The organism is Paenibacillus sp. LK1, assembly GCF_002750415.1.
Classification (GTDB): domain Bacteria; phylum Bacillota; class Bacilli; order Paenibacillales; family Paenibacillaceae; genus Paenibacillus; species Paenibacillus taichungensis.
This window is the reverse complement of record NZ_PEII01000015.1, coordinates 82,975-106,718: the sequence shown is the minus strand read 5'-3', so window position 1 is coordinate 106,718 and position 23,744 is coordinate 82,975. Positions and strand designations below refer to the sequence as shown.

23 protein-coding genes are annotated in these 23,744 nt (G+C 47.4%); 19 read left to right on the top strand and 4 right to left on the bottom strand.

Translation table 11 applies throughout. From position 1 onward, the window contains the following. The first annotated feature begins 193 nt into the window (after positions 1-193). Positions 194-1,354, top strand: a complete 1,161-nt coding sequence (locus tag CS562_RS27320; RefSeq protein WP_099858770.1) for an AI-2E family transporter — start codon at positions 194-196, stop codon at positions 1,352-1,354. A gap of 143 nt (positions 1,355-1,497) precedes the next feature. Here CS562_RS27320 and CS562_RS27315 read toward each other — a convergent pair whose 3' ends face one another. Beyond that, positions 1,498-1,869, bottom strand: a complete 372-nt coding sequence (locus CS562_RS27315) for an ArsR/SmtB family transcription factor (protein ID WP_076290511.1) — start codon at positions 1,867-1,869, stop codon at positions 1,498-1,500. A gap of 263 nt (positions 1,870-2,132) precedes the next feature. On the opposite strand from CS562_RS27315, the gene CS562_RS27310 reads away from it, so the two are divergent. The 7 genes from CS562_RS27310 (at position 2,133) to CS562_RS27280 (ending at position 10,215) form a co-directional block, all read left to right on the top strand. Further along, the gene (locus tag CS562_RS27310) at positions 2,133-4,535 is read left to right on the top strand and encodes a heavy metal translocating P-type ATPase (protein ID WP_099858769.1); all 2,403 of its coding nucleotides are present in this window, start codon (positions 2,133-2,135) and stop codon (positions 4,533-4,535) included. A gap of 100 nt (positions 4,536-4,635) precedes the next feature. Next, the gene (locus CS562_RS27305; RefSeq protein ID WP_163758849.1) at positions 4,636-4,995 is read left to right on the top strand and encodes an SdpI family protein; all 360 of its coding nucleotides are present in this window, start codon (positions 4,636-4,638) and stop codon (positions 4,993-4,995) included. A gap of 246 nt (positions 4,996-5,241) precedes the next feature. Further along, the gene (locus CS562_RS27300) at positions 5,242-5,682 is read left to right on the top strand and encodes a MerR family transcriptional regulator (RefSeq protein ID WP_099858767.1); all 441 of its coding nucleotides are present in this window, start codon (positions 5,242-5,244) and stop codon (positions 5,680-5,682) included. 174 nt (positions 5,683-5,856) lie between these two features. Continuing rightward, a complete protein-coding gene (locus CS562_RS27295; RefSeq protein ID WP_072734865.1) occupies positions 5,857-7,074 on the top strand; it encodes an MFS transporter in 1,218 nt (405 codons plus the stop codon). Between the two features lie 19 nt (positions 7,075-7,093). Next, entirely contained in the window at positions 7,094-7,516 is a 423-nt protein-coding gene (locus tag CS562_RS27290) for a universal stress protein (RefSeq protein WP_090904267.1), read from the top strand. A 90-nt stretch (positions 7,517-7,606) separates the two neighbouring features. Then, a complete protein-coding gene (locus tag CS562_RS27285; RefSeq protein WP_099858766.1) occupies positions 7,607-9,031 on the top strand; it encodes an aldehyde dehydrogenase family protein in 1,425 nt (474 codons plus the stop codon). Positions 9,032-9,399: 368 nt separating this feature from the next. Beyond that, the gene (locus CS562_RS27280) at positions 9,400-10,215 is read left to right on the top strand and encodes a MerR family transcriptional regulator (RefSeq protein WP_099858765.1); all 816 of its coding nucleotides are present in this window, start codon (positions 9,400-9,402) and stop codon (positions 10,213-10,215) included. A gap of 151 nt (positions 10,216-10,366) precedes the next feature. Here the strand turns inward: CS562_RS27280 and CS562_RS27275 are convergent, their stop codons facing one another. Further along, positions 10,367-10,855, bottom strand: coding sequence for a GAF domain-containing protein (locus CS562_RS27275; protein WP_099858764.1), 489 nt, complete (start codon positions 10,853-10,855; stop codon positions 10,367-10,369). Positions 10,856-11,041: 186 nt separating this feature from the next. Between CS562_RS27275 and CS562_RS27270 the strand changes: the two genes are divergently transcribed. From CS562_RS27270 to CS562_RS27250, 5 genes are all read left to right on the top strand, one after another. Next, positions 11,042-11,338: a hypothetical protein gene (locus CS562_RS27270; protein ID WP_063567811.1), complete on the top strand. Its 297-nt coding sequence runs from the start codon at positions 11,042-11,044 to the stop codon at positions 11,336-11,338. 201 nt (positions 11,339-11,539) lie between these two features. After that, a complete protein-coding gene (locus tag CS562_RS27265; RefSeq protein ID WP_076290503.1) occupies positions 11,540-12,112 on the top strand; it encodes a GNAT family N-acetyltransferase in 573 nt (190 codons plus the stop codon). A 133-nt stretch (positions 12,113-12,245) separates the two neighbouring features. Continuing rightward, entirely contained in the window at positions 12,246-13,754 is a 1,509-nt protein-coding gene (locus tag CS562_RS27260; protein WP_257219623.1) for an MDR family MFS transporter, read from the top strand. Between the two features lie 119 nt (positions 13,755-13,873). Continuing rightward, a complete protein-coding gene (locus CS562_RS27255) occupies positions 13,874-14,362 on the top strand; it encodes a hypothetical protein (protein ID WP_099858762.1) in 489 nt (162 codons plus the stop codon). Between the two features lie 34 nt (positions 14,363-14,396). Next, entirely contained in the window at positions 14,397-14,579 is a 183-nt protein-coding gene (locus tag CS562_RS27250; protein WP_063567815.1) for a hypothetical protein, read from the top strand. 90 nt (positions 14,580-14,669) lie between these two features. On the opposite strand, the gene CS562_RS27245 is transcribed toward CS562_RS27250, so the two are convergent. After that, positions 14,670-15,131 carry a MarR family winged helix-turn-helix transcriptional regulator gene (locus CS562_RS27245; RefSeq protein ID WP_024632985.1) on the bottom strand — a complete coding sequence of 154 codons (462 nt, stop codon included), beginning with the start codon at positions 15,129-15,131 and terminating at the stop codon, positions 14,670-14,672. Between the two features lie 327 nt (positions 15,132-15,458). On the opposite strand from CS562_RS27245, the gene CS562_RS27240 reads away from it, so the two are divergent. From CS562_RS27240 to CS562_RS27220, 4 genes are all read left to right on the top strand, one after another. Beyond that, positions 15,459-16,793 carry an MFS transporter gene (locus tag CS562_RS27240; protein ID WP_257219619.1) on the top strand — a complete coding sequence of 445 codons (1,335 nt, stop codon included), beginning with the start codon at positions 15,459-15,461 and terminating at the stop codon, positions 16,791-16,793. Positions 16,794-17,172: 379 nt separating this feature from the next. Beyond that, positions 17,173-17,904 (top strand): ABC transporter ATP-binding protein, encoded by a 732-nt coding sequence (locus CS562_RS27230; protein WP_099858760.1) that lies wholly within the window; start codon positions 17,173-17,175, stop codon positions 17,902-17,904. Between the two features lie 19 nt (positions 17,905-17,923). Beyond that, positions 17,924-19,174, top strand: a complete 1,251-nt coding sequence (locus CS562_RS27225) for an ABC transporter permease (RefSeq protein ID WP_099858759.1) — start codon at positions 17,924-17,926, stop codon at positions 19,172-19,174. Between the two features lie 115 nt (positions 19,175-19,289). After that, complete coding sequence (locus tag CS562_RS27220; RefSeq protein ID WP_083679009.1) at positions 19,290-19,673, top strand: hypothetical protein; 384 nt, start codon at positions 19,290-19,292, stop codon at positions 19,671-19,673. 175 nt (positions 19,674-19,848) lie between these two features. Here the strand turns inward: CS562_RS27220 and CS562_RS27215 are convergent, their stop codons facing one another. Continuing rightward, positions 19,849-21,117: a BaiN/RdsA family NAD(P)/FAD-dependent oxidoreductase gene (locus CS562_RS27215; protein WP_099858758.1), complete on the bottom strand. Its 1,269-nt coding sequence runs from the start codon at positions 21,115-21,117 to the stop codon at positions 19,849-19,851. Positions 21,118-21,313: 196 nt separating this feature from the next. On the opposite strand from CS562_RS27215, the gene CS562_RS27210 reads away from it, so the two are divergent. Both CS562_RS27210 and CS562_RS27205 read left to right on the top strand, forming a co-directional pair. Further along, complete coding sequence (locus CS562_RS27210; RefSeq protein WP_125477333.1) at positions 21,314-23,008, top strand: two-component system sensor histidine kinase NtrB; 1,695 nt, start codon at positions 21,314-21,316, stop codon at positions 23,006-23,008. Positions 23,009-23,176: 168 nt separating this feature from the next. Next, positions 23,177-23,611: a BrxA/BrxB family bacilliredoxin gene (locus CS562_RS27205; protein ID WP_053779648.1), complete on the top strand. Its 435-nt coding sequence runs from the start codon at positions 23,177-23,179 to the stop codon at positions 23,609-23,611. Positions 23,612-23,744: the final 133 nt, after the last annotated feature.

Genomic DNA, 23,744 nt, shown 5'->3' with positions numbered 1-23,744 from the left:
GGGCATAAGGTTCTTTTTAGGGTAAAATGAACTTACTGGTCTAATTTGAAACGGTTAAACAGCGCCATACGTATAAACTCAGTGTGTTATACATATGTTGGCTTGTACAAGCAACTTTATGCGCAGTCAAGAAACATGCAGGTTTACAGCTTATGCTTTTGATAAAGGATACATAAGAGAGGAAGACACGCCTATGGAGCAACCTGAGCAACCCCGCATTTGGCCGGATCGGTTTAAACGATTTTTTTTGAATAATAAGTTTGTCCTTTTTCTGTTAATTCTGCTGCTGGTAGGACTGAACGTGATGGTTCTTACCAAAGTATCCTTTGTTTTGCACCCGCTCGCGGTGCTGATCAAGACGATTGTGCTTCCGATTATTCTGTCGGGTATTCTCTATTACCTGCTGAATCCGATTGTGGATGTTATGGAAAAGTGGAAGATCAAGCGCGGCTGGTCCATTTTGATCTTATATCTCGCTATTGGGGGTATTCTGACAGTCGTCGTGCTGGCGGTCATTCCGGTCGTACGTAACCAGATTGTGGGGCTCATTGAAAATTTCCCAACGTACAGTGAGACGGTCAAACAGCAGTTTGAGCAGCTTACGGGCAGCAAGCTGTTCGGTCAGTTTCAAGAGACAGTGAATTTGAATTCTCAGGACTGGTGGGGTACGATTTCCCAGAAAGCCACTGAAATTCTGAACTCGACCTGGAACAAATTGGGCGGATTCCTCGGAGCGTTCACTGAGACGGTACTTTCCATTGTAACGGTTCCTTTTATTCTGTTCTATCTGTTGAAAGACGGCAAGAAGCTTCCGTCCAAAATTCTGTCTTTCCTGCCAATCAAGAGCCGTACAGGTGCAATGCATGTGCTGGAAGATATCAATCACCAGATCAGTTCGTTCATTCGTGGACAGATTATCGTCAGCTTCTGCATCGGCATTCTGCTCTACATCGGTTATATGATTATTGGTCTGGATTATGCGCTGATTCTTGCGATTATCGCATCCTTCACGAGTGTTGTACCGTACCTGGGACCTGCAATCGCGATCACGCCTGCGTTGATCGTGGCTCTGGTCACTTCTCCGCTCATGCTGCTGAAGATGGTAGCGGTGTGGACGGTCGTGCAATTAATTGAGGGTAAATTCATCTCACCTCAGATTATGGGCAAAACGCTCAAGATTCACCCCATCACGATTATCTTTGTCATTCTGACCTCAGGTAATCTGTTCGGTGTAGTGGGCATTCTGTTAGCCGTTCCAGGATACGCGGTGTTGAAAGTGTGTGTGTCGCATATCTTCAACTGGTTCAAGGAAAGATCCGGCCTGTATGATCCGAAGAATAACAATCTACTGTAACTGGAGCGAGCATATCCGTACAGTAGCTAGATCCCTGAATTAACCTCTTTTTTCAAAACGGTGCCCTTATACAACAGAACCCCCGTCCATCGGTTAATAACCGAGAGCCGGGGGTTCTGTTGTGTGAACAGGCAGGCTAATGCCTAGCTATGTTTAATATGCTGGAGCGTCTGCAGGAAGATCTGCTCGATGTGTGCGTCATCCAGAGAATAATACACGGTCTTACCTTCTTTGCGCCGCTTGACAATCCGCATGTTGCGGAGTGATCGCAGCTGGTGCGAAATGGCCGACTGTCCCATATCGAGCAGCACTGTCAGATCGTGCACACATAATTCCTTCTGCAACAGCGCATCAATAATACGAAGCCGTGTCGGGTCGCTGAAAGCCTTGAACCAATCAGCCATCTCGGAAGAGGTCTCGCGATCCATGAGAGAAGCACGAATGGTTTGCACGTCAGCCTCTGTTCCAGAGCAGGCCGCGTCGCATTCGGCTGGAGCTTTAACCGGTTGTTCCATTTCCTATCACCACCTATATTAACTCAACCTTTGATTTGATCAAATGTTCTTCGATAAGCCTATTATATCCAAAAAACGTCTAAAGCGAAATGATTACTATTAGCATATTCTGTATGAAAAATCAACTCGAATTGTTGACACTCATGTTTAAGCGTGCATATAATAGGGTTAACAAAACATATGAATGGTTGCTCATATATTGATTTGAAATCAAAAAAATTACGGATAACTTTGTTTTACGTACTGCAAGGGGGAGAGTTCACATGGGAACCGGACAGGAACAGGTGAAAAGGGAACTGCTGCTGGATGGATTGGATTGCGCGAACTGCGCATTGAAGATTGAGAATGGCGTCAAAAAAATTAAAGGCATTTCCGATTGCTCGGTCAATTTTGTGACCAAAACCTTATCCATGCACACCACATCCGATATGGATGAGCAGGTGGTGGAAGAAGCGAAACGCAAAGTGCTTCGGCTGGAGCCGCATATTCGTATTTCGGAAAAAGGTAAATCATCGCAAGGCAGTCGCAGTTCTGCTGATTCAATAAACCACACTAATGATAATGTGCACGCCCATGCAGGTAGCGGGGCTCACACGCATGGGCATACTCCGAGTGGACACGAACATACGGGTCATAACCATAGCCATCAATCTGGACCGCATGCTCATGATCATGCAGAAGACCACGCCAATCAACACAGCGTCCAAGATCACACGCATGATCATGGAAGTCATGCCGGACATGATCACGGTCATGCAGATGGTCACGATCATGACGCGCATGCTGGACACTCACATGAACATGGCGCTGGGCAGACGAAGGTGCTGCTGGCACGTCTGGCGGCTGGATCTGTTCTGGTGGCAGCCGCGATCTGGTCTCCGCTGGAAGGATGGGCACAACTTGCACTTTATGTTGTCGCTTATCTGATCGCAGGGGGAGATATCGTTCTCCAGGCGTTCAAAAATATAATTCGAGGTCAGGTATTCGATGAATACTTCCTGATGTCTGTCGCTACTATCGGTGCTTTTGCCATTGGCCAATATCCCGAAGGTGTTGCGGTTATGCTCTTCTATCAGCTCGGTGAGCTGTTTCAGGGGCTGGCGGTTAATCGCTCAAGGAAGTCGATCCAGTCGCTTATGGATATTCGCCCGGACTATGCCAACATGCTGATTGGCGCGGGAGAAGAGACCAAGCGAGTGTCGCCGGACGAGGTACGTATTGGAGATCGGATCGTGGTTAAAGCGGGTGAGCGAGTACCCCTGGACGGAATCGTTAAGGCAGGTCGTTCCATGGTGGATACTTCGGCTCTGACAGGTGAGTCCGTTCCGCGTGAATTAGAACCCGGTAGTGATGTACTGAGTGGATTTGTGAACAAAAACGGAATGTTGACTATCGAAGTAACAAAAACTTTTGGTGAATCCACAGTTTCCAAAATTCTAGACCTAGTGCAGAATGCGAGTAGCCGCAAAGCCAAAACGGAACATTTTATTAGCAAATTTGCCCGTTATTATACGCCGGTTGTCGTCATTCTTGCCGCTTTGATTGCGCTCGTTCCGCCACTGGTGCTCAGTGGTGCGACATTCGCTGATTGGATCTATCGTGCACTGGTCTTCCTCGTGATCTCTTGTCCGTGTGCGCTGGTCGTGTCCATTCCGCTTGGTTTTTTCGGAGGCATCGGAGCTGCATCACGTAACGGGATTCTCATCAAAGGAAGCAACTACCTTGAAGCCTTGAACGATGTTAAAGTCGTTGTTTTTGATAAAACGGGTACACTAACCAAAGGTGTTTTCAAAGTAACAGCTATTCGCCCTGAAGGTGGGCGTAACGAAGATGAATTGATGGAGCTTGCCGCAATTGCCGAGGCCCATTCCAATCATCCGATTGCTGAATCCATTCGCGCAGCCTGGGCAAAGGATATCCGGACTCAGGGTGTGGATGATTACGATGAGGTTGCGGGGCATGGCATCAAGGTCAGTGTGGATGGACGTGAAGTGCTTGCGGGTAACGCCAAATTAATGGAACAGGCAGGTATCTTCTACACGACTCCACAAACCGTAGGCACAGTGGTGCACGTTGCCGAATCGGGTTCGTATGTCGGTCACCTAATCATTGCCGATGAGGTGAAGGATGACGCAGCGGCAGCCATTCAGGCACTCAAGAAGCTCGGTATTCGCAAAACAGTGATGCTGACCGGCGATGCCAAGGCTGTTGGTGAAGCTGTAGGGCGTGAGCTGGGTGTCGATGAAGTATACGCTGAGCTGCTGCCACAGCATAAAGTCGAACAGTTGGAGCGTCTCGAAGCTGCCAAATCGCCGAAGGAGAAAATGGTGTTTGTCGGTGATGGCATTAACGATACACCTGTGCTCGCGCGTGCCGATGTAGGTGTAGCGATGGGGGGACTCGGTTCGGATGCTGCGATTGAGGCAGCAGACGTTGTCATCATGACGGATGAACCATCCAGACTGGCAAGTGCAATCCGGATTGCAAAACGGACACGAACCATTGTCTGGCAAAATATCGGTTTTGCGTTGGGTGTCAAAGCGATCTTCCTGCTGCTGGGTGTGTTCGGAATTGCCACCATGTGGGAAGCGGTATTCTCTGATGTAGGGGTGACCGTACTGGCTGTCCTGAACGCCATGCGTGTACTGCGGGTGAAGGACATCTAAGTTTTACGAAACGATCCGGACGGCTCTTCGTATATACGTAGAGCCGTTTTTTTGTTTTAATATCTGTGGTGTATTTTTAATGGAGTTAGGGGAGAACATTGTGGCAGGAGCAGTAGTTGGGATTATATGCGGAGTGTGCTATTTCATTCTGGGATTAATGGTGTACAAAAAGCCGCCGAAAAGGATTAACGGCATATATGGTTATCGTACTCCGCGAGCAATGAGTCATCCCGAGTTATGGGAAGAAGCGCAACGTTATAGCGCCAATCTGATGATGCAGTTTGGTGTGATTATTACGGTATTCGGCATAATCGGTTTTTGGCTTACGGATGTACGAGCTTTGGTTCTAAGTCTTGTGGCTACAGGATTCTATACATTCAGGCTGTTTACCAGAGTCGAAGGCCGTTTGAAGCAAATGCAGCGTGTCCAGCAACAGGAGCAGAAGGAGCAAGGCGCTTAGGGGCACAATGTGAAATTGCACCTGAACGAAGATCCGCGAGAGCGGATCTTTTTTGCATCTTATAGAGGCGAAGGATAACAGAGATCTGCTTTTAACAACGTGTTGTAAAAATTAAAACTGCAATAATTTATTCTTGTTTGAGCCATACTACATATTCAAGTCCAAAATCTAACGTTGACGTTAACGTTAATAATATATATAATTATGTACATAACATTATAGACATATGAAAGCGAGGTGAAGGAAATGAGTTTATATAAAATCGATGACGTAGCCAAGGAATGTGGTTTGACCAAACGTACCATTCGGTATTACGAAGAGATCGGTGTTATGCCTTCACCTCAGCGGACGGACGGTGGCACACGATTATACACTCGGGAAGATATCGATTATCTCAAAAAGGTGGTTCGGGCGAAGGAGGTTCTTGGTTTCTCGCTTCAGGAGCTACATACCTATGTGGCAACGGCGGATGCGCTGAACGAACAGCGTTTTGACTACCAGCAGACCACTGAAGTGAGAGAACGGATCGAAAAACTCACCAAGATGGAAACGACATTGAATGACCAGCTGCAGCTGATCGAGCAGAAACTTCAGAGCATTCACGCCGTTCAGGAGGAACTTGAGGAGTTGCGTGACAGAGTTCAGAACGGCATTCGACGATTAGAAGGGCACGAGAATGACACATAATCGATGAATGCATCGAATTATGCAAAATGCAAATGACCATTACACGATAAGCACCGGGAGATCCGGTGTCATTTGTGCCGTTTTCTTTCCTATATTTCTGAAAATAAAATGATAATTTCATTGTTTTTCAAAATTTATTTCACAACATAAATCATGAACCAGGAGGAATTATGTATGAAAAGAGAACCCTCATTACCTGACGAATTGCCGTCATCCCGTGGAGGTCTGTTATCCCAGCCTAGAGCGGTATGGGCAGTAGCCTTCGCCTGTATCATCTCCTTTATGGGACTAGGTTTGGTTGATCCAATTTTGCCTGCGATTGCAGATCAGCTGCATGCTTCCAAAAGCCAGGTATCTTTATTGTTTACAAGTTATAACGCGGTTACCGGGGTAGCCATGCTGATTACAGGTGTTGTATCCAGCCGGATTGGTGTGAAGTGGACACTGCTCAGCGGGATTTTGCTGATCATTGTTTTCTCTTTCCTCGGCGGGACCTCTGACACTGTAGGTGCGCTCGTCGGTTACCGTGGTGGTTGGGGGCTAGGGAATGCCCTGTTCATCGCAACTGCATTATCCGCTATTGTAGGACTATCCACTTCAGGGACAGCCAAAGCGATTATTTTATACGAAGCAGCGCTTGGTCTGGGGATTGCCGTAGGTCCATTGCTTGGTGGTGAACTGGGTTCCATCTCATGGCGCGGCCCGTTCTATGGTGTAGCTGTTCTGATGGCGATTGCTTTTATCAGTATCACGTTTATGCTGCCTAAGATGGCCAAACCGAAAACGCGTAGTTCCTTGTCCGATCCGTTCAAGGCTCTGGGTTATCCTTCACTGAAAACATTGGCGATTACGGCCTTTCTGTATAACTTTGGATTCTTTACCTTGATGGCTTATTCGCCTTATGTCATGAATCTGGATGAGCACGGACTCGGTTATGTATTCTTTGGTTGGGGTTTGATGCTGGCAATTACGTCTGTATTTGTTGCACCAAGATTGCAACGTCGATTCGGATCGGTTCCTTCCATGAGCGTTATGCTGACCCTGTTCGCCATTGATTTGCTGGTAATGGCTGTAGGTACGGTAATGGGATCATCCACAACGGTTATTGTGGCCGTTATCGTTGCCGGGATTTTCCTCGGGATCAACAACACATTAATTACGACTGCAGTTATGGAAGCTGCTCCAGTGGAACGTTCTGTGGCATCGGCTGCATATAGCTTTGTCCGGTTCCTTGGAGGTGCGCTGGCGCCTTGGCTTGCTGGTAAATTGTCCGAGTGGTTCCTGCCGGAGACACCGTTTTATTTTGGCGCATTGATGGTTCTGATCGGGGTCGTTGTGCTTCTGGTACGCCGCAGACATCTGCGCGATATCGATGCTGCCATTACGCATTAATGAACAGGAGGAATGGAATATGCTGAAACGAATATTGGTTGCTGTCGATGGGTCGGTTCATGCACACAAAGGTCTGGAGCAAGCTGTTGTTCTGGCAGAAAGTCTGAAACAACCGGCTTCTTTGATTATCGTACATGTTAATCCTTCGATCTCGCTAAATGAGCCCGCACTGGGTGTGGATCTGGAAGCACGGATCGCAGAAGAAGGACAGCATATTATACAACCTGTTAATGAATTGTTAGCCGCTCGTTCTGTTCATTATGAAACTTTGCTGATTGCTGGTGATCCCGTGAATGAGATCTGCCGTGTAGCAAAGGATAGAGACTGTGATCTCATTGTGATGGGGACGGCCGGGAAAAGCATGCTCGCTGAGATCGTCGTGGGCAGTGTCAGCCACGGCGTCTTGAAACATGCAGGATGTCCGGTAATGACTGTAAAATAGTGGTATTACTTTCTTGTGTTGATGATGCTAAAGTGGTGTATAAATAGGTAAGGGATAACGCTGCGTTAAACATGAATGGAGGATACAACAATGAAAAAACAACATCTGTTCATCGGGGGCAAGCCCACCGAATCAGTAGACTATATAGCACTTCAGGCACCGTACTCGAAAGAAACACTGGCAGACGTATCCTCGGCGACAGCGGAGGAAGTGGAAGCCGCGATTGCGGCCGCAGTTCAGGCAGGCAAAGAGATGCGCAGAATGCCTGCCCATCAGCGTGCAGACATCCTTTACAAGCTGTCCACCCTGCTGGAAGAACGGAAGGAAGAAGCAGCACGGATCATTGCGCTGGAGGCAGCGAAGCCGATTACTGCGGCGCTCGCCGAGGTTGATCGTACGGTGGAAACGTATCGTTTCGCCGCAGAAGAAGCCAAGCGGCTTACCGGAGAGACAGTTCCTATGGATGCAGCCAAAGGCGGCGAAGGACGCGTAGGCTACACGATGCGGCAGCCTTTGGGCGTTATTGGAGCCATTACGCCGTTTAATTTTCCGATGAACCTGGTGGCTCACAAAGTAGGACCGGCGCTGGCAGCAGGTAATACGATTGTGTTGAAACCTGCGGAGCAGACACCGTTGTCTTCGTATTATATTGCCAATTTGCTTCAGGAAGCGGGATTACCGGATGGCGCATTGAATGTGGTGAGCGGTGACGGCAAAACGATCGGTGATGTACTTGTAGAACATCCTGACGTGGCCCATATTACGTTTACAGGCAGCCCTGCTGTAGGTACCAGCATACGCAGCAAAGCCGGACTGAAACGCGTAACATTGGAGCTGGGGTCCAATGCAGCCGTCATTATAGATGCGGATGCCAATTTGGATAAGGTGGTACCGAGATGTGTGACCGGGGCTTTTACTTACCAAGGTCAGGTATGTATTTCACTGCAGCGAATCTATGTGCATAGCGCGATTGCGGATGAGTTCATTCGTCGTTTTGCAGAAGCAGCCCAAAAAGTCGTAGTTGGAGACCCGTTGAATCCGGAAACTGTTGTGTCTGCGCTCATCACATCCAAAGATGTACAGCGTACGCTGGACTGGATCGATGAAGCGAAGCAGGCAGGCGCTGAGGTGGCAACAGGCGGCGAAGCAGAGGGAGGCGTATTACGTCCAACCGTGCTTGTTAACGTTCCGCATGATGCCAAGGTGTCTTGTCAGGAGGTCTTTGCCCCGATCGTTGTCATTAATACGGTAGAATCGGTTGAAGAAGGCATTGAGCATGTGAATGATTCCGTCTATGGGCTTCAGGCGGGTGTGTTCACCAATGATATTCATACTGCATTGCATGCAGCGGACCACATTGAAGCAGGCGGCGTAATGATTAACGATATTCCCACTTTCCGTGTGGATCATATGCCTTATGGTGGTGTGAAGCAGAGCGGGATGGGACGTGAAGGTGTTAAATATGCTGTAGAGGAAATGACGGAATTGAAGTTTGTCATGTTTAATAAGAACTAATTATTCACTCCTAAGACGAGCGGATATTCGAGATAAAATAGAACAAGATGATCCTGTGCCCGATTTAGGGGGTGCGGGATTTTTTTCTTTTTTACATTCAGCCCTTACCGTAAAAAAATACATAGCCTTTCTTTATTAACCTCGGGTTCACATCTGATGAGAAGGGTATAAATACTTATCATACCGCAAATCTACCAATTAGATGCCGTTCATATCACCGAAGCATTGTGTATCCATCCAGAGAAATGAACGGATTACTGGGTACAGAATTGTTGGAAGTCTTATAATATCTCACTTAAATTTAAATAAAATGCAGTGTGAACAAGCCTGAACCTTGGAGTTACAGGCCAGACAGGAGGTGTATTCAAATGGCATATTCCATGGTTGATCTATCCGGGATGTCCGGTGTAAGTCTAAGTGAATTGGGACAGTACGCGGAGACAGGTCTGTTGAATCCAGCCTTCGTAGGTCAAGATGAAGATATCTACTACGAGAAGCCAGAGCTGCTGAGACTACAGCAGATACTCTTCTGTAAAGAAGTAGGCATGGAGGAGGAAGAGATCGGCCCCATGCTCAGGGACACTCCCCGGGATATGATTCGTATTATGCAGCAGCATCGGATCGAGATGCTTGAGAAGGCACTTCATTTGCATGGAATGATTCAGACACTGGACAAAACCATCTCCTACTTACGTGGTGAGCAGGAACTGGATGAATATGAACTTTACGCCGGGTTTTCTAGTAAGGGGCGTCACCAGCTTCTGAATGAACAGATTTCTGACCATGCGTCAAAGAATGACTATTCTGAACAGTTGAAGACAGAGGACAGTCAGAAGTACAACGCCAATTCACCGGAGCAATCCACAATGCCTGATGGTCAGGCGATGAAGTCGAAGGAAGATTTTCTTGATTCACAGGCGAAGATTGACCGGATTCACTTGGACTTGCAGGGCGCTATTGAGGAAGGGTTAGAACCCGGCAGCACGGAAGTACAGCAGATTATTGGCAGACATCTCGATTGGATCAAGGACTATTACACCCCAACAGCAGAGATTTACCGGGATCTGGGCAATCTGTACGTCGAGCACAAAAATTTTCGCCAGATGTATGATGGCTACCACCCCAAGCTGGCCGAGTTTTTGCGAGACGGGATGATGATTAAAGCGGAACAGGATTTATCCTAGATGCATAAAGTATCTTGGGCGAGCAGAACATGGGTGTGAAGAAAAATAATCATAACAAAGAGCGCAGGTCCTCTAGGAGGAGTGCGCTCTTTGTTATTGCATATCATCGTAAGGCCGATGAATTCTGTATCGGCTTAAGACATTCAGGCAGTTAGGATAATTCCAGCTGCTCTGTAATCAGGTTTACCGCCTTTTCTAGGAAGACGCGGTCTTCATCGTCAAAACGGTTTTTGAGCGGGCTATCAATGTCGAGAACCCCGTACAATTCGCCGTTTTTGATAATGGGTACAACGATCTCACTGTTCGATGCGGCATCACAGGCGATATGGCCTGGAAAGGCATGAACATCTTCAACGACCATCGTACGACGTTCCGCAGCAGAAGTGCCGCATACACCGCGTCCAAGTGGAATACGGATGCAGGCAGGCAGTCCCTGGAATGGACCGAGTACAAGTTCTTTTCCATCATACAGATAGAATCCGACCCAATTGGTGTCGGTCATAAATACATTGAGCAACGCCGCAGCGTTTGCCAGATTGGCAATAGCGCTAGGTTCATCGCGGATCAGAGCACTTAACTGTCCCAGGACGGCGGTTTGCTGCTCGCTTCGTGTTCCTTCATAAGAAACAGCTTGAAACATGATGAATCACCCTCCCGAGCAAAAATGGTACTTATTTTCAAGATAGTGCAGAGCCTGCGGTTAGTCAAGCGGAGGATTTCGGAAAGGGTAGGTCAGGCATGAATATTCCTCCTGTTTCTCATCTTCCTGGGTGGGGTAAATACTTAGCAACCACGGCGGGCTACAACCCGGGAAGGAGCTTGGCTTATGCATGCAGAGGTACAGAATCTTTTTGTACGAATTCATCTTCTATATTTAGCTCAAAATCAGGATTTAACTGTTAGCGACGCATTGCCTCTATTGGAAGAACGGGGGTATCGCGTTGGAGAACGGGAGATCAAGCAGGAGCTCGAGCATCTGACACAGGAAAACTTCCTGACCGCCCATGGAGATCAATGGAGCCTTACCGGGACTGGCATTGAGGAGTTTAAGGAAATCATAGCCGTGTTCGGCCGGGTTAGTGAGGAATTGCTGGGGACAGGCAAGAAGACGTCTACAGCCTGAACTTAAATTTGGATAAGGTATGTATCCCGAAATAGGATGCAAACTTGAGTTGATCCATATGTACAACAAGACCGGGAGCGGAAGTGGCCCGGTTTTTTGACGTGATCATGATGACTGAACAGTTGCCATTCGGTGCAGGTTATGGTTAGATGGCTATTGAATATGAGGTCTGTGGGATAGATCGGATCGGAGTGTCTTTTCATGTATAAATGCAAAGGGAGAATTCCCGAACTAGAGACAGGGAGGCTGCGACTGCGCAAAATGCGCCGCCGGGATGCGGCCCAGATGTTCACTTGCTGGTCCGACCGGGAAGTGACCCGTTATATGAATTTGGCGCCCATGATCGGGACAAGTGAGGCTGCGGATATGATTGGGCTGTTAAATCATATGGCAGGAGAAGAGGAGGCGATTCGCTGGGGTATTGAACTCAAGGAAACGGGCAGGCTCATCGGAAGTTGTGGATATAACACTTGGCAACTTGAAGGCGCATTCCGTGGTGAGATCGGTTATGAACTGGGGCGCGACTACTGGCGTCACGGTTATATGACGGAAGCATTTTCGGTTATGTTACCGTTTGGGTATGAAACGATGGGTCTCAATCGGATTGAAGCGCTGGTTGATCCGCGCAATCTCGCTTCGGGAGAGTTTTTGACGAACCGCGGTTTCACGCGGGAAGGCCTGCTGCGTCAAGTTCAACATACGTCTACCGGATATAAGGATATGGTGATGTATTCCCTGTTGTACGATGAGTTTTTACGTAAGAGAGATAAATAGAGAGAGAATGGAAAAAATCTGGGGATAACAGCGATCGAAAGGTTGTTCTGGTTCGTAGTGGGCTGTGTAAATCAATGTTCCAATTATATAGAGAATTGAAGAGAGAAGGGTTTGTGTGAATACAACCGGAGGTTTGAACCGCAGTTTCATCCTGGCGGGATTGCTGCTGGCGACTTTTTTGTCTGCAATTGAAGGTACAGTCATTGGTCCGGCAGGGCCAACCATTGTCAGTGAGCTGGGAAGTGTGCAGCTGTTGAGCTGGATTTTCACTGCTTATCTGTTAACGATGGCTGTGAGCACGCCGATTTTCGGCAAAATCAGTGATCTATACGGAAGAAAGCCAGTATTCCTGATTGGCTGTGCCTTATTCTTACTAGGCTCGCTTCTGTGCTGCCTTTCGCAGAACATGGAGCAACTGATTATTTTTCGTGCGATTCAAGGGATTGGCGCAGGTGCGGTTGTGCCTGTTACGTTTACGATTATTGGTGACATCTACCGCCTTGAAGAACGGGGCAAAATACAGGGATGGATCAGCTCCGTGTGGGGCATTTCATCTCTGGCCGGACCGCTGCTTGGCGGGTATTTCGTAGACAATCTGGGCTGGCAGTGGATCTTTGGGTTCAATTTGCCGTTCGGACTGCTGGCGATGTGGTTTGTGTTCCGTTATTTGAAGGAAGAAATGTCTCCGCGTACCGCGAAAATTGACTATATGGGTGCGTTGACTTTTACCGTTGGTATCACAGCGTTGCTCTTTGTATTGTCCGCAGGTGGACAGTATTATGCATGGAGTTCTCCTATTATTGTGGGACTGAGTATCGTGGCTATTTTGTTTATGATTTTATTTTTTGTGGTGGAAAAAAGAGCCCAGGCCCCGATGGTACCTCTTCATCTATTCCGTATTCGGGACATCCGGGTGGCGAATATTGCCGGACTACTGACAAGTACCCTGATGATTGGCCTAACCAGTTATTTGCCACTATGGGTGCAGGGGGTTCGGGGCGGTAACGCGACTGAATCGGGATTACTGCTTGCACCGATGTCTGTTGGCTGGCTGATTGGTAGTGTACTTGCTGGCCGTCTGTTAATGAAAATCGGATCACGCTTAACAGCGGTGATTGGATTAACCGGGATTGCCATCGGGTCGGGTGGACTCTTCTTGGTTGGTGGAACATCCCCCCAAGCCGTACTGTTTATTTTGACCTTTATTTACGGACTCGGCTTCGGATTTGCTTTTACCATCTTCACGATCATTTCACAGTCATCTGTTGGGTATAAAGAACGTGGATCTTCCACGGCGTTACATACCTTTATGCGTACGCTTGGACAAACCATTGGCGCAGCAGCCTTCGGCACATGGTTGAACTACCGGATATCAACGTTGTCGAGCGAACAGCATCTGGCAGAGGCGGGCATCTCGGATGGGGACCTAAATCAACTGCTTGCTCCGCATACGGAAGCTGCTCTGTCGGATGACAAATGGGCTCTACTGCGTAACGTGTTGGAAGGAAGTCTGCATTCCTTGTTTGTCATCATGTTTGTTATTGCCATTATCTCATGGGTGACGACACTGGCCTTGCGCAAACGGCTAATCGTTCCCGAAGATGCAGATGCTCCGCCGCAAGCACAAACTTCAGGGAATTAAAACGAAGTGAAAAGAGTAATCATTGGATTAAAGCAGCTGTTTCTCAGCTGCTTTTTTGTTATTATTTTCTGGATGGGATTATCTATAATTTACAATAATGGAATGGGAGGCGAGTGAAGATGAGCAAGCAATCACTGCAATCGTTCTGGTTAATATCCTTTACAATCAAGCTGCTGGCAGTCCTTATGACCTGCATTTCGCTTTCCATCGTTGTCGGACTCATGAAATATGTTCCCTTGGCAGAACGAGCGGAACATACATATTACTATCCCTTCTGGTATACATTGATCATAAGCATTCTTATCAACTTGGCTCTTCTTCTATTTTTGACCCTGCCTCTATCCTTATTAGTGGACCAAGTGCTTGCTTCTCTGAAAATGAACAGACCTATATCCAAGGTGATAAGTGCAATCGTAGCTTATTTTCTTCTTGGTGTAGGTAGTGCGCTGTTGTTCTCCATCTTTGTGTACAGAATGCATGCCTTTCAGAATGCTGGCCCTTATCAATACGTAGTAACAACAACGTTTGTTTTTTTACTGTGGCAATCAGGTCTGGGATGGATCTTGAATAAATTCCGTAAGCAGAAGCAGCAGACCAGCACAGGATAATATAGTTATCTCATTTGGAGTAGGGGTGAGGATGATGTTTCCCAATAATCTGAATTCGTCCAAGGAAGATGAAGCCAAAAGAAAGTATGAAGAGACTCAGAGGGAGATTGAGGGTCACAGCCGCTCAGGTCTGTCCAGCTACATTGTCGATTTGCTGATTGCAGGTGGATTGGTTGTCGCTGTCCTCACGGTGTTGATGTGGATTCTGTACCTTTGATTAGATTAATAAACAAATTCGAATAACCGGTACCGCCTATTAAGGCGAACCGGTTATTTTTAGTTTGGATCAGGTGATATGGCGCTGCCATTAGCCGTTTGCGGATAAACGATCCGCACCGAGTGCAAGCCTTTCCAACAGCTCAGAGAGCAATGTCTTATCATCTTCGCTCAGACCGCTGACAGCACGATCTATTTTGTGTGCGTAGCCTGGATAGATCTCATCCATCGTACGCTGGCCTTCCTCAGTCAATTCTACGAAAATGATGCGTCTGTCCTGCGGACAGTGTTTCCGATGTAAAAGCCCCTTTTGCTCCAGCTTGTCAATGACATAAGTGACATTCCCGCTCTGCAGCAGAAGCTGTGCACCGACTTGTTGAATGGGCTGTGCTCCTTTCATATATAACACTTCGAGCACCCCGTAAGCAGTGGGGTTGAAGCCATGCACTTTGCTTCCGGATACAGCGTGTTCATTCACGCTCTTAAATGTCTGGGCCAAGGTGCGGTACAGATGAAGAGAACGTTCGGTTCCGATTTCCTGTAATTCCAGCATACTGATCCCGCCTTTTCAGATTTATTGGAGTTGATGAATTTACATTTGACGATTCAGAGGTTCGCCATATTTCTATTGTAAGCATCTGTTTGCACGAAAAACATGCGATATGTCACAAGATTTGCATTTTTAGCAATTAAAATTTAATCATTTTTCGTATTGTCAGTGTACATAGAAAGTAGATAATAAGTTTTTCATTTTTAAATAATTTATGGAAAAATCATCCTGAAGGCGCCGCGTCCTATCCGTCTCTGGCAGGAGGTGGGAGCTCAGCCTGCTCTCTATAATAAATTCATATCATGAATGGGTTGAGGGCGGAGGAGAAGAATGATGACAAGTGGAGTAACGATGCAGTTACGAAGACCCCTGAAGTATAATCGATCTTTTATCACTTTAATGGCTGCGCAGGCTATCTCCAATTTGGGAGACTGGCTGCACCTGCTGGCGATCCTTACGCTGGTCGGCATTCGCTGGAATGCTACACCGTGGGAGATTACGTTTACCACGCTCTGTGCAGCATTGCCTGTCTTACTTACAGGTCCATTTGCAGGGGCGCTGGCGGACCGGGTCAATCGCAAGTGGCTGATGATCGGTGCAGACGGTGCGCGAATTGTGATCGTGGGAGGGCTCATTTTTGCCGATCAAATCTGGCATGTGTATGTATTGCTTATTCTCAAGTCTTTGTTTGATGTGGTGTTCTCACCAGCCAAGAACGGCAAGCTTAAGGAGATTGTGCCGCAGGAGCAATTGGGGCAGGCGGTGTCGATCAGCTCGGTGATTGAACAGATGTCCAAAATCATCGGTCCGGCCCTTGGCGGGCTGTTGGTGGCCGCTTTTGGAATTACCTGGTGCTTCGTGTTGGATTCCGCTTCCTTTCTGATCTCAGGCATTATTTTGCTATGGATTCCTGGAGCGCGAGTGATCCAATCTTTGAATCAGAACGTAGAACAAGTAAGGGAAGACAGAGCAGATGTTGCTCAAGCAGGTAAAAAAGCTACGTTTATGAAAGATACAATGGAAGGTATCCGCATGCTTGCATCTCTTCCTCATGTGGGAACCTCGCTGGTCCTGCTTGCTTCAGCCCTTCTGTTTCTGCAATTTGCGGATTCCCAGACAGTAGTCCTGTTCAGGCAGCTTCCCGGTATTTCAAGTGATCTGCTCGGATGGTGCGTCGCAGCTAGCGGTGTTGGAACGTTAATTGCAGCGATGAGTGTTCAGAAGTGGAAAAAGGCAGGGCATGTAATCAAAATGGGTCTTGGAACATCATTGATGGGTCTTGTCATTGGTGGGGTAGGAATGATCGTAGGAGTATGGCCACATGCTGGTCTTGGCGCCAATTTGCTGCTGATATCGTTATTTGCTCTGGCGGGTGTAGGGGTTGGGTTTGCCATTGTTCCGTTCCAAATTTTACTTCAGGAGCAAACGCCTGAATCCATGACGGGGCGTGTGTTTGGAACGGTTGGCAGCATCATGACAGCCAGTAACATCATGGGTCCGATGGTAGGTGGCTTTTTGGTGACCTCATTCGGAGTTATTCCGGCTTTTATCAGTTCAGGCATTTTGCTTACGCTCCTTGGCGTGATTTATGTAGTGATTCGCAGGCAAAAAAAGAACGACATGGACGGGAGTCTTACAGCAAACTCCATGATTACAGGTGAGTAAAATCGGTAATATGACATTTTCACTGTAATACAAAGTAGCAGGGGTTCTGGAACCCCTGCTTTTTTCGTTTATTATAAAATTATGTTACCGCACGACTGAATGGTACTTTAATATATTTGCTATGCTTTCAAATGAGTGCTTGCCCTCTGCAATATTGACCATGAACTCTACTGCATATTGACGTTCCATTTGGAGATGGTAACCATTCAGCATCAAAAACGATTTGGTTACGAGATAAGCTGTCCGTTTATTTCCATTATGAGAGCAGTGATTTTATCATTATACAAAAGCTCAAAATGATCAAACAATTCCTCACGAACTCGATTACAATATCAATAAAGAACCGAACAAGCACCTGACAGGACAGGGAGTGAATGATATGGAAATCGAAAACGAAGATACAGCCGCACAGGAGTCCATACTGGACGTACATATTACGGAAGCAGGATATGAGGCGGGGCAATCCACGATAAGGAACATCCGATTACACGTGGCGCCAGGGGAACTGGTGGGTATTATCGGACCGAATGGGGCTGGCAAAAGCACGACCATCAAAACATTACTTGGTCTGCTTGAACATGCAAAGTATGAAGTAACCATTGGGGGAGACGGACGTTATGCCTATATCCCGGAACAACCTGTTTTTTACGAATACATGACCCTGTGGGAACATCTCGATCTGGCAGCGGCTGCCTATAAGATGGAGGAAGAGGTCTTTGTTGCCAGGGCGGAGGAGATGTTGGTTCGTTTCGGCATGGACCACGTTCGCAATGATCTTCCGGCTAGTTTCTCCAAGGGGATGCGGCAGAAAATGATGCTGATGATCGGCTTCCTGTCCTCGCCAGATGTATATATTGTGGACGAGCCTTTCATCGGACTGGACCCACGCGCAACCAAGGATTTTCTGAAGTTGTTGGACGATGAGCGCCGCCGTGGTGCGGGTGTTCTTATGTCAACGCATGTACTGGATACCGCTGAGCGAATCTGTGATCGGTTTATACTCATTCAATCCGGGCGCTCAGCTGCCGAAGGAACACTGGACGAAATCCGAGCAGCCGCAGATTTGCCGGACGCCTCGTTGTTTGATTGTTTTGACACACTGACATCCTAACCGGGAAGGGGGGAGAAAGATGGAGACCTCTCGTGCATATACGCCACTTGGTTTATATAGACGCAGACGCAAGGAGCACTTCAATGAACAGTTAAAAAACCTGAAACTGGTAGTAGACTGGACGGTATGGGTATACCTGCTTATTCCGGGTCTGCTGTATTTCAGCGGATGGTACGTGAGTTTATGGTCCAAACCACTGCCCTCCTGGGCGACCGGATTAACGCTGCCTACGCTGACAGGGCTGATCGACATCATTATGCTTACAGGTGGAATTCTTATATTTATAGAGGAAGCGGATGTGTTGTTCCTGAAATCAAGGTCGCTGTGGATGCGTACATTGATGAGACAGGGGATCTATCGGGCTAGTTTGCAGCATTTGGGTAAAATGATTGCAATTACGGCGTTGACCTCACCACTATGGTCCCGTGTGTATGACATGTCATTTATCCATATCGCACTAATAGCGATTTGGTTTGGCGCAGTAGCTTCATTCCAGGTCATTGTACTCCATATGACGAAAGTACGTTATATCGGATGGAGACGCTGGATTCGCATGATCCCTTTAGCAGTTGCCATGGGCATTATCACGATTGGGGTAACATCCTGGATGCATGGACACATCTGGACACTGCTTGCAGGCATTGTGGCCGCAATCCTTCTTCTCATTATGGTTGGCCGAATGAGGCTGGAGATGAAGGGAACCTTTGAGGGCGATGTGCGTGAAGATTTAAGAGAAAGGCTAAAGTTCACAGCCCTTTTACTGAGTCGATCCGTGAACAAGCCGAAAGCGCCGCGCACCCGGACGATCATATTCCGCAAGCAGCGCAAGTTGCTGCGTCATCGAACCATCTCTAATCGGACAGCTGAGACGGCGTTCAAAGCATTTTTTCGTAACTCTTCGACCATGAAATTGTACTTGCAGCTTGGCGGCCTTTCGATTGCTGCTGTTGCTTTACCGCCTTTCCCGGTCAATGTAATCGTCTGTGGTTTGTTGGTCATCATGTTGAGCGTACTCTTCTATCGTTCCTGGGAGGTATTTGCAACCTCGGACTATGTTCAGCTCGTATCCTACGATTCGGAGGCGTTAAATCGTGCAGGTGTGACCATGGTACGGATGTTGTTTGTTCCGCTGGGGATTTTAATGGGGTTCTCATTGGGGGCAGCTTGGCTAGGCTGGTTGGAAGGTATCGTGACGGCTGCGGCTGTCGTAGCATTCGGGCTGTTCGTCCTGTCTATAACAGGCTGGATTCGGTACATCCGATCCGCCTAGTTGATATTCTTCCTTGTACAGTAGCATATCAGATGAAGTAACTGACCATGCTATAGGAGACGGATCTTATGATTTTGAAGGTAAGGGATCAGCTCTCGCAAGGAGGAAAAAAATTATGATGGATGATAGTGAACTTCAGGTACATTTCGCAGACAATGCAGCGCTGCTGGCGGCGCAGGCAACACTGGAGGAACTGGGGTATAAGCCATACCAGTCAGGACCGCTTGAATTGTACATTCCTACAGATCGCCAGGATACGCAATCTGCCGTGGAAATCGTACAGTCACATGGTGGAAGTGCGGTGTTTCTCTCCGAAACAGATGGATTGGATCAGTTTCAGAATATATCCATTCCGGCTCATCTTGTGAATGAAGATTGGAATGAAGGTTATGCGAGCGGCGGCCAAGGGAGCAATCCCGAACAGGAGATGTCTAACCGGGATGAAGATCCGACATTCGATGATTCAGTGGATGGTTTCTCGGGCAGTGTGAAGGCGTAAATGCAACAGGGGCAACGATGATGCTTGCCTTGTTGGTGACAGTGATTCTGGATTGCATACATCTCAAAAAAACCTCGATACCCTGCCGATAGCGGGATGTCGAGGTTTTTTCATGCTCTTAATAACCATACGTGATGTGGAACCGGAATCGGTCCAAGAAGATCCTATGTTCAAATCATGAGCGAGCGTTTTTATACACTGCTGCATGCATGCCAGCTGTGTACCCCGTAGAGAAGGCAGCGGTAATATTATAGCCTCCCGTGTAGCCATGAATATCCAAAACTTCACCGCAAAAGAATAGTCCTGGCAGCAGCTTGGATTCCATTGTTTTGGGGTATATTTCCTTTAAGTGGATTCCCCCGCCAGTAACAAAGGCTTCTTTGAGAGAACGAGTTCCGTCTACGCGGAAGGTAAAATCCTTCATTAACCCCACTAATGTATTTAACATACCTTTGGGGAAATGGTGGAAAGTAAGATCTTCGCTGATCTCTGCACGCTTCATCATCAATGGAATCATGCGCTCAGGAACCCATGTTTTGAGTATGTTTTTGACTGCCTTTCGAGATTCTTGCTCCAGCACCTGCTGAACCTGGGCTTCCAAAGCACCGGGGGACAGATCCGGGAACAGATCAATACTCATCATGACCTGAGGATTCCCAGATTTCATTTGCACCTTACGAATAAACTGGCTGCAACGAAGCGCGATCGGTCCTGATACACCGAAATGGGTGAAGATCATATCTCCGCGATGGGAGATAACCGATTTGCCTTTGGCATCTAGAACAGATAACCCGACATCCCGCAGGGACAAGCCTTGCAGTTCTTTGGATTGAATCCAGCTCTCACCAGATACAATCGGCACTTCCGTCGGATACAGCTCTGTAATCGTATGTCCAGCTGCTTCAGCCCAAGGATATCCATCCCCGGTTGATCCGGTTTGTGGGACTGATTTACCCCCGGTAGCGATAATAACAGAGCGTGCAAGTATCGTTGTGCCAGAAGCCAGCTTTACACCCTGCACGTGTTGACCGTTCTGAATTAATTCCTTAACCGGCTGTTTGGTGCGAATCTCTACCCCAAGGGAAACAATTTTGCCTACCAACGCATCAACGACTGTTTTGGCTTTATCGGTTACCGGGAACATTCTCCCGTTATCCTCCTCTTTCAGGGCAATACCGAGATTTTCAAAAAAACGCATAATTCCCTGATTATCCAGATTCTGAAATGAACTATATAAAAAACGTCCATTGCCCGGAATATGCCGGATCAGTTCATCCGTCTCCTTGGCATTGGTCACATTGCAGCGACCGCCGCCAGAAATCCCGAGTTTACGGCCGAGTTGATCTCCTTTATCCAGCAGTAGCACCGAGGCTCCATGCTCAGCAGCGGCGACACAGGCCATGAGGCCCGCAGATCCACCGCCAATTACAATGACATCATACATGCGTTATTACCCTCTTTTTTCATTGATTTTGTCTGTTTTCCGAAAACCCTGTCTACTCCTGCCTGTTTATGAAACAATACAAATGTATTAGCAGTTCTATTATGCTGTCTTAAGGGATATATTGTAATATACTGTCGCCTATGTTTTAATCAGAAATACATGAGGGAATGTGCAGGCAGAGGAGGGAGATGGCATTGTGGTTGCGTTAAAGGACATTCTTTTACAAATACTGCTTGCAGGAGCTGCGGTATTCCTGATTCCATTATTGCACTTGGGGCTTTCCAGGCAAGCAGTCGCCAAGGCAGGATATCATAGGATGGTACAGACCAGTTTTGCCGCGACCAGTGTGGTGAGCATGTTGCTATGTCTGCTTTTTGCCCACTATGGCAACCCGGTAGCAGTCCCTATCTCCTTGGGCATTGTGCCCCTGACGCTCGTCATATTGTATTGCAGGCCTCGCATAGGCCTAACGCTGTCTCTTCTCCAGATACTCTTCTATTTTCTCTTTGCGCATCCCTATAATCTGTACGGATTTCTACTTCAAACGGGCATTCTTCTCTATCCTATTGTATGGTTGTCAGCCAAACGATTCAAGCATTATACACGTTCACGCAAAATGGGGACAGTTATCGCCTTAATAACGGCAGAACTGGTTGTGTCCAATGTTCTGTATATTCCATTGATGGAAAGCCAACCAACATTCTCAATAGTACAGTGGGTATTACTAGCGCTGGGATATACAATCGGTGCAGTTCTTGCTGGAAGTCTTAGTATGCTCTGGATTGAACAGATGCAACATCACCGGGGTCTTGAGCAACATTTGTCCGAAGTTCATCATAGATACATAGCCGAAACGGAAAAGCTTAACCAAATTCTGAATGCTGTTCCTTTATCTATCGCAACCGTAGATAAAGAGGGGACCGTGCAGTTCGTCAACGATACGATGGAGCAAACGGCGCGGGATCAATTGCCTTGCACGACAACACCTGATTTGATTGGGCAACCTGCGAGTCAGTTTGTCGAACAAGCCCAGGCAGACAAGATGGAGAGCAGTATTCGTAAAGCCATTGTTCATGGAGAAGTGAGTGGACTTACGGTGCGTTACGGTTCAAACGTATTTCAATCCCGGACCGTTCCCATCTACGCGTACTCGGCAGAACTGCCAAGAGAAGCTATCGGAGCGATGTTGATCATTCAGGATATTACTGAGCTTGAAATGCTGCGAAGCGAGCTCGATAATGTGGATCGCCTTAGTCTTGTAGGGCAAATGGCCGCAAGTATTACCCATGAAGTACGGAATCCGATGGCGGTTGTGCGTGGTTTTCTTCAATTAATGCAGGAAAAGAGTCCGGAGTCCCTGGATCACTATTACCGGATCGTTCTGGAGGAGCTTGATCGGGCGAACAGCATTATTAATGATTTTCTGTCATTGGCTCAGAATCGAATTGCCGAGAAGGAAGAATCCCAGCTGCATGATATCATCCATGAACTAAGTCCTTTGTTATGGGCTGATGCAAACCTGCGAGGTCAGAGTATTGAATTTATGCTGGCTCACAATGTGCCGAAACTGCATCTGAATTCAAAGGAAATTAAACAAGTGGTGCTTAATCTGGCTCGTAACGGGATGGAAGCCATGAATGAAAAAGGGGTACTTACACTTGAGACCCGGTTGGTGGATGACACCGTGGAGCTGTGTGTGCGAGATACTGGCCCGGGTATTCCTAGAGTGAAGCAGGAGAAGCTGTTCGAACCTTTTTTTACGACCAAGGCCAAAGGAACCGGACTGGGGTTATCCATGTGTCTGAGCATTGTCGAACGGCATAACGGAACTATTACCATTGAATCGGAGGAAGGGCAGGGTACAACTTTCAAAGTTGCATTTCAACGCTGAACTTCAAGCATGTTTTGCCAAGGAATGAGACATAATATTGAAGGAGAAGCCTTTCCGCAGGCGGTGTTTGAACCTTGCTTTCATTGATTAGGGATGTATAATAGGAATAGCACAAAAGCATTTAATTTTTTAAATAATAGAACTCACATGTTTAAGGAGTGAAACCGAATGTCTATGTCATTTGATCAATACATGAAAGATATGGTTCAACCGATGCGGGATGATCTGACTCGTTTGGGAATTCAGGAGTTGCGTACTCCAGAAGAAGTTGAAGCAAGTTTGCCGGATGCCAAAGGTACTGCTCTGGTTGTTATTAACTCGGTCTGCGGATGTGCCGCAGGTCAATGCCGCCCAGGTGTATCCCAAGCACTTCAGCATGATATTACACCAGACCACCTGTACACGGTATTTGCTGGTCAGGACAAAGAAGCTACAGCGAAAGCACGTGAATACTTTGCACCGTATCCTCCATCTTCACCTTCCATCGCTCTGATGAAAGACGGAGAACTCGTTCACTTTATTGAGCGTCATCAAGTGGAAGACCGTTCTGCGGAGGAAATTGCGGCTGAGCTCACAAGTGTGTTTGACCGTTACTGCCGTTAATTAGCTCAAGCAACGCCCCGCCTTTCGGATGACCGATGCCGGGGCGTTTCATTTTGAGCAAATAGGGTTATTGAACCATTCGGACCTTTCAAAATGGACATCAAATTTCATTAATTTAGAAACGGGGTGTGTG

Coding starts and splice junctions, on each gene's coding strand:
- CS562_RS27320 (WP_099858770.1), top strand. CDS start 194: ATGGAGCAACCTGAGCAACCCCGCATTTGGCCGGATCGGTTTAAACGA.
- CS562_RS27315 (WP_076290511.1), bottom strand. CDS start 1,869: ATGGAACAACCGGTTAAAGCTCCAGCCGAATGCGACGCGGCCTGCTCT.
- CS562_RS27310 (WP_099858769.1), top strand. CDS start 2,133: ATGGGAACCGGACAGGAACAGGTGAAAAGGGAACTGCTGCTGGATGGA.
- CS562_RS27300 (WP_099858767.1), top strand. CDS start 5,242: ATGAGTTTATATAAAATCGATGACGTAGCCAAGGAATGTGGTTTGACC.
- CS562_RS27295 (WP_072734865.1), top strand. CDS start 5,857: ATGAAAAGAGAACCCTCATTACCTGACGAATTGCCGTCATCCCGTGGA.
- CS562_RS27290 (WP_090904267.1), top strand. CDS start 7,094: ATGCTGAAACGAATATTGGTTGCTGTCGATGGGTCGGTTCATGCACAC.
- CS562_RS27285 (WP_099858766.1), top strand. CDS start 7,607: ATGAAAAAACAACATCTGTTCATCGGGGGCAAGCCCACCGAATCAGTA.
- CS562_RS27280 (WP_099858765.1), top strand. CDS start 9,400: ATGGCATATTCCATGGTTGATCTATCCGGGATGTCCGGTGTAAGTCTA.
- CS562_RS27275 (WP_099858764.1), bottom strand. CDS start 10,855: ATGTTTCAAGCTGTTTCTTATGAAGGAACACGAAGCGAGCAGCAAACC.
- CS562_RS27270 (WP_063567811.1), top strand. CDS start 11,042: ATGCATGCAGAGGTACAGAATCTTTTTGTACGAATTCATCTTCTATAT.
- CS562_RS27265 (WP_076290503.1), top strand. CDS start 11,540: ATGTATAAATGCAAAGGGAGAATTCCCGAACTAGAGACAGGGAGGCTG.
- CS562_RS27255 (WP_099858762.1), top strand. CDS start 13,874: ATGAGCAAGCAATCACTGCAATCGTTCTGGTTAATATCCTTTACAATC.
- CS562_RS27250 (WP_063567815.1), top strand. CDS start 14,397: ATGTTTCCCAATAATCTGAATTCGTCCAAGGAAGATGAAGCCAAAAGA.
- CS562_RS27245 (WP_024632985.1), bottom strand. CDS start 15,131: ATGCTGGAATTACAGGAAATCGGAACCGAACGTTCTCTTCATCTGTAC.
- CS562_RS27240 (WP_257219619.1), top strand. CDS start 15,459: ATGATGACAAGTGGAGTAACGATGCAGTTACGAAGACCCCTGAAGTAT.
- CS562_RS27230 (WP_099858760.1), top strand. CDS start 17,173: ATGGAAATCGAAAACGAAGATACAGCCGCACAGGAGTCCATACTGGAC.
- CS562_RS27225 (WP_099858759.1), top strand. CDS start 17,924: ATGGAGACCTCTCGTGCATATACGCCACTTGGTTTATATAGACGCAGA.
- CS562_RS27220 (WP_083679009.1), top strand. CDS start 19,290: ATGATGGATGATAGTGAACTTCAGGTACATTTCGCAGACAATGCAGCG.
- CS562_RS27215 (WP_099858758.1), bottom strand. CDS start 21,117: ATGTATGATGTCATTGTAATTGGCGGTGGATCTGCGGGCCTCATGGCC.
- CS562_RS27205 (WP_053779648.1), top strand. CDS start 23,177: ATGTCTATGTCATTTGATCAATACATGAAAGATATGGTTCAACCGATG.